The organism is Erwinia sp., from assembly GCF_049696395.1.
Lineage (GTDB): Bacteria > Pseudomonadota > Gammaproteobacteria > Enterobacterales > Enterobacteriaceae > Erwinia.
Map to the genome: position 1 here is coordinate 1 of NZ_JBAVTT010000090.1, position 5,531 is coordinate 5,531.

Here is a 5,531-nt window from a genome sequence, read left to right on the forward strand (position 1 = left end):
ACATTGGTGGGTCGTGCAGGATTCGAACCTGCGACCAATTGATTAAAAGTCAACTGCTCTACCAACTGAGCTAACGACCCGAAGTGGTGGGTGATGACGGGCTCGAACCGCCGACCCCCTCCGTGTAAAGGAGATGCTCTACCAACTGAGCTAATCACCCCCGCTGTGTGGAGTCGCATTATAGGGATCGCCGCAAATGAGTCAACGGTTTTTAAAACGAAAATGTTCGTTCGTCTTAAATTTAATCAAGATGTTGGGGTTTTATCCAAAAAATGGGGTCTGCTGCTGGCTTTTCCGGCAAAGGCCCCCAACAACAAGGGGAATGCCGTTGAGGATTCCCTTTCAGATGGTAGAATGTTGCCCACTTTGTGTTGGTCTTTATCAGACCTCCTCCGGCAATGGCCGACTCTGATAGCGTAATAAGGCAGCTGTTAATGAAAATCAAAACCCGCTTCGCACCAAGCCCAACCGGCTACCTGCACGTTGGCGGCGCTCGTACCGCGCTTTACTCCTGGTTGTTTGCCCGTCACCAGGACGGTGAGTTTGTGCTGCGTATAGAAGATACCGATCTGGAACGCTCCACCCAGCAGGCTATCGACGCGATTATGGATGGCATGAACTGGCTGAACCTCGACTGGGACGAGGGCCCGTATTACCAGACCAAACGTTTCGACCGCTACAACGCGGTGATTGATCAGATGGTCGATGCCGGAACAGCCTATAAATGCTATTGCTCAAGAGAGCGTCTGGACGAACTGCGCGAAACGCAGATGGCTAATCATGAAAAGCCACGTTATGACGGCCACTGCCGCGACAGCCATGAACATCATGCGGATGACGAGCCTTGCGTCGTTCGCTTCCGTAACCCGCAGGAAGGATCGGTCATCTTTGACGACCAGATCCGTGGCCCAATCGAGTTCAGCAATCAGGAGCTGGACGATCTGATCATCCGTCGTACGGACGGTGCACCAACGTATAACTTCTGCGTAGTGATTGATGACTGGGACATGGAAATCACCCATGTGATCCGTGGCGAAGACCATATCAACAACACCCCTCGTCAGATCAACATCCTGAAAGCGATTGGCGCGCAGGTGCCAGTGTATGCGCACGTCTCCATGATCCTGGGTGATGACGGCAAAAAACTGTCTAAACGTCACGGTGCCGTTGGCGTGATGCAGTACCGCGATGATGGCTACCTGCCAGAAGCGTTGCTGAACTACCTGGTGCGTCTGGGGTGGTCGCATGGCGATCAGGAAATCTTTACCCTTGCTGAGATGAAAGAGCTGTTCGATCTGGAAGCGGTAAGCAAATCTGCCAGCGCTTTCAATACCGAGAAGCTGCAGTGGCTGAACCACCATTACATCAATACGCTGGCGCCTGAATACGTGGCTACGCACCTGCAGTGGCATATTGAGCAGGAAAATATTGATACCCGTACCGGCCCTGAGCTTGCTCAGCTGGTCAAACTGCTGGGTGAACGCTGCAAAACGCTGAAAGAGATGGCTGCTTCATGCCGCTACTTCTATGAAGACTTTGCTGAGTTTGACGCTGACGCGGCGAAAAAACACCTTCGCCCGGTCGCCCGCCAGCCTCTGGAAGTCGTTCGCGACAAACTTGCCGCACTGACCGACTGGACAGCTGAAAATGTGCATCAAGCGATTCAGGCGACGGCAGATGAGCTGGAAGTGGGGATGGGTAAAGTCGGTATGCCACTGCGTGTGGCGGTGACTGGCGCTGGTCAGTCTCCTGCGCTGGACGTCACTGTTCATGCCATCGGCAAAACCCGCTCTGTAGCGCGTATTAACCAGGCTTTAGGCTTTATTGCAGAGCGTGAAGCTCAGCAGTAATCTCAGCAGAAGTCTGCAAATAAAAAACCGGCCAACTGGCCGGTTTTTTTATGCCTCACGGTCGCTGATATCCAGGCGGCTAAGTAAGCCTTGCACACCTTCACGTAACAGCAACGCGTAAAGCTTTTCCTGTTCAATGGCGTTCATTTGCTGCAATGAGGTCATCAGTAGAGAGGAAAGGGAGTTGGGGGCGACACGGTAAGTAGCAGAGGGTTCCGACGCATGGCGCGTGGATTTTAAGTAGGATCTGACACGTTCATCAATATGGATCATCCGCGCTTTGCCTCCCTGTACTCCGGGCTTCGGCTTGGTCGCCCATTGTTCTTTTTTGACCCATTTATTGATTGTCTGACGACTGAAACCAGTTTCTCTGGCCAGCTCTTCTGGTGTTAACCATTCCTTTTTCATAGTGCAATTCCTGTTTGCGACGTTAGATAACACGAACATATTACAGGATTTCGTTGCTTGGACAACTAACAGCAAACGCTGGGAAGGGGGCCAACGGGGAATTGAAACAGAGGAAACTCCCTCTGCCTGAAGGCAGAGGGAAGAGGGCATTAACCTCAGGCCTTAGCGGACTCCGGCTGTGGGCGGTAGGCCATATAATAAGCCAGACCCACGAACACTGCGCCGCCAACGGTATTACCAAGGAATACGGCAGCAAAGTTAGGCAGGTAATCCACCCAATTTAACTGACCGGCAAATATGGCGGCAGGAATAATGAACATATTCGCCACCACGTGCTGGAAGCCGATAGCCACAAAGGCCATTACCGGGAACCACATACCAAATATTTTGCCGACGACATCTTTACTGGCAAAAGCCAGCCAGGTGGCCAGACACACCAGCCAGTTACAGCCAACACCAGAAATAAAGGAGTGGGTGAAATCCGCGTTCACTTTAGCGGTAGCAATGGCGACGGTCTTTTTAAGGTAATCGCCTTCGGTCATGCCCAGCAGGTGACCAAAGAACCAGGCAACAGCGATGCTGCCAATAAAGTTAGCGAGAGTGACCCAGAACCAGTTACGCAAAACGCTGTAAGCACTAATCTGACGGGCGAACCAGGCGATTGGCATGGTCATCATGTTACCGGTCAGCAGTTCGCCACCGGCCAGCACAGTCAATATAATGCCTACAGGGAACACGGCGGCACCAAGCAGGCCACCGAATGAGCCCCAGTCAGCGGGCAATGAGTTGATCACATGGATATCCAGCAGGAAGCCCAGTGCAATAAAGGCACCGGCCAAAAAGCCGAGGATCAGTAAAGTGGAAACAGACGAATGGCTTTTCGCCACGCCGGATTGAATAGCAACCGCTGCGATTTCTTTAGGTGAATGCAAGGACATAAGAACTCTGATTCTGGTGTAGTTAAGGAAGAAATGGCCGGTTCCGTCGCGTGAGAAAACGCGCGCATCCAGCGCTGAGAGGGCTCCGGCCTTCGAAAGCGCGGGCAGTTTTGCACGAGAAATTAACAAAAACAAGATCAATTAGACCGCTAATTAACTCGCTGTTTACATGATTGACCTGCAGAAAGGGTGAAGGCAGAAATATCGCAGTGAAATTGCGCTCTCTGCCCTATTTTCTGGCCGTAACGGGGCTGATAAAGGCGATTCCCTCTGTCTAAATGCCGCCTCAACAAGAGGTTATTCAGTGCGGTTGGCGGCTTTTTCAGCGATCAACCACAGTTTGGCAATTTGCCGTTGACACCATCACCCCCGTTTCATATCATCCCCGCCGTTGAGACGACTCAGGTTGTCTGACGAGGTTATCCGGCTTGGGGGTATAGCTCAGCTGGGAGAGCGCTTGCATGGCATGCAAGAGGTCAGCGGTTCGATCCCGCTTATCTCCACCAATCAATTCCTTTCTGCTCGTTGTTTCCTCTCTTTACAGTAAAAATCATCCACAGACATAAAATGATAGCCACCTTTTGTGCTAAAAAGCGGCTATGTCAGTGTGCTATTCGCTATTTAATTAAGCAGCGACTTAACCTTGCAACGATCAATCAATAAGCCTTAGTGCTTATTCACGCCATAGCCTGAAGCCGGGCTGGGGATCGCCTGAAGGAAAAGTACAGGTTGGAGGTAAAACACAGGGAGGTGGGGTAGGTTTAAAACATCCCTGTGAAAAGCCTATATTGAAAAAAAAGTTAATAAAACTTTGTACTAATTTAAAACCATTATGGCCTCTACCGCCAGACAGGTTACTTAACTCATTCTCGTTTAATTCTCTCATCTACACTTTCCTTGTTTTTAGTTAGATTGTTATTTGCATTTTCGAATTTTTATTGTAATCACCTCCTCGTTAAACTGAATTGTAGGTAAAATATCAGCTTGAAAAATTAAAATGACCTCCTGGCCTGCACAGCAATGCACGTTTATGCTTTCTGGTTTTTTCCCATAAACCGCAGGCCGTATAGAGCCTGTTGGCAGCTGTTGCAAAGCAAGGTAGCCCTACGTCTTCGAAAAAACTCGCTGAATTCTCTCCCGCAAGAACTTATTTATATAATATCCCCCGGCATCGCTTGCGCGATAAAATCATTAAGCCCCATCTAGAACGCGAAAATTTTAGAAACGCCGTTATTAATTGTTCGATAGAGCAAAGGGATGAGAATGATAATAATGATGAGAGGGATAGCGTTCGTCCTGTGAACATCATCAAAACTCCTTTTTCATAATGTATGATAATGAGGGTTTCAAAGATGTGAACTAAACCACAAAAAAGTCGACAGAATAACGCCAGTTATTACTGGTGGCGTTATTTTGTCTTATTAGTTATTTTAATTTTAAAGTAATGTATTATTAATGTGAAAATTTACGCTAAAAAAGCGACGTTTACGGTTACTTTTGACGCTCAAGCACTTTAAATCCGTGGGTTCCATCGCGTTCCAACTGCGCAATCAATCCAAACTCCCAGTCTAAATACGCCTGCATCGCTTCGGCAGAATTATCCGTGCCCTCATAAGGGCGACGCTAGCGATCGGTTCCCGGCTGTAATAACACCTCTTCACCTTGCGCCACTGGCAACCCTGCCGCTTTTCACGCTGCATTGCCGCTCTTAAGCACGCTGACAGGTTTGCCACTGAGCTGCTCTAACTCAGCTACGGCATAGCGCGCCAGTAGACTGCTGCCACAGGTCACTACATAACGTTCTGCTGCTGGCAGTGCCGTGTGGCCTTTTTCTGTCAGCAGACTGCGCTGCAGCCAGGCAGCGCCCGGAATATGGCTGGCAACATAGTTAGCGCTGGCGGTGAAGTCCAGCACCTGCGTTACGGCGCTGTTCAGCCAGTCTGCCAGTTCTGCTGGAGAAATCTCTTCCTGCTGTGGCAGTGAAGGGACTTTCGCCACCCAACTGCCTTGGTCGCTAAAATCTTGTTGAGTCAGCCCATCAAGCACGGAAACATTCCAGCCCAGTTGCGCCAGCCATAAGGCTGTCATATTGGCACGCAAAAAAAAAAGGCGAACCCATTACAGGTTCGCCTTTTCGTCGTTCCGGCTTGTTACCAGGCCAGCACTAATCCTGCGATGGAAGCAGACAGTACGCTCACCAACGTTGAACCGTACAGCAGTTTCAGGCCGAAGCGGGAAACCACGTTACCTTGCTCTTCGTGCAGGCCTTTAATCGCTCCAGCCACAATCCCGATAGACGAGAAGTTAGCAAAGGAGACCAGGAACACGGAGAGGA

The 5,531-nt window shown here is 50.0% G+C and carries 4 protein-coding genes, 3 tRNA genes and 1 pseudogene; 2 read left to right on the forward strand and 6 right to left on the reverse strand.

What is annotated here, in order from left to right; translation table 11 throughout:
• Positions 1 to 4: 4 nt before the first annotated feature.
• Both WCC56_RS11230 and WCC56_RS11235 read right to left on the reverse strand, forming a co-directional pair.
• Positions 5 to 80: transfer RNA gene (locus tag WCC56_RS11230), tRNA-Lys, on the reverse strand.
• A 4-nt stretch (positions 81 to 84) separates the two neighbouring features.
• Positions 85 to 160 (reverse strand) — tRNA-Val (locus WCC56_RS11235).
• Positions 161 to 434: 274 nt separating this feature from the next.
• Here WCC56_RS11235 and gltX point away from each other — a divergent pair.
• The gene (gene gltX, locus WCC56_RS11240; RefSeq protein WP_424692453.1) at positions 435 to 1,850 is read left to right on the forward strand and encodes a glutamate--tRNA ligase; all 1,416 of its coding nucleotides are present in this window, start codon (positions 435 to 437) and stop codon (positions 1,848 to 1,850) included.
• A gap of 48 nt (positions 1,851 to 1,898) precedes the next feature.
• Here gltX and WCC56_RS11245 read toward each other — a convergent pair whose 3' ends face one another.
• Both WCC56_RS11245 and WCC56_RS11250 read right to left on the reverse strand, forming a co-directional pair.
• Positions 1,899 to 2,258 carry a YfeC-like transcriptional regulator gene (locus WCC56_RS11245; RefSeq protein WP_424692454.1) on the reverse strand — a complete coding sequence of 120 codons (360 nt, stop codon included), beginning with the start codon at positions 2,256 to 2,258 and terminating at the stop codon, positions 1,899 to 1,901.
• Between the two features lie 155 nt (positions 2,259 to 2,413).
• On the reverse strand, positions 2,414 to 3,196 hold the full coding sequence (locus WCC56_RS11250; protein ID WP_424692455.1) for a formate/nitrite transporter family protein: 783 nt from the start codon (positions 3,194 to 3,196) through the stop codon (positions 2,414 to 2,416).
• Between the two features lie 430 nt (positions 3,197 to 3,626).
• Here WCC56_RS11250 and WCC56_RS11255 point away from each other — a divergent pair.
• Positions 3,627 to 3,702, forward strand: a tRNA-Ala gene (locus WCC56_RS11255).
• 985 nt (positions 3,703 to 4,687) lie between these two features.
• On the opposite strand, the pseudogene WCC56_RS11260 reads toward WCC56_RS11255, so the two are convergent.
• Both WCC56_RS11260 and WCC56_RS11265 read right to left on the reverse strand, forming a co-directional pair.
• Positions 4,688 to 5,296 (reverse strand): annotated as a pseudogene (locus WCC56_RS11260) (rhodanese-like domain-containing protein); the annotation flags it as partial.
• 50 nt (positions 5,297 to 5,346) lie between these two features.
• The coding region (locus WCC56_RS11265; RefSeq protein ID WP_424692456.1) for a nucleoside transporter C-terminal domain-containing protein at positions 5,347 to 5,531 on the reverse strand (185 nt) is incomplete at its 5' end.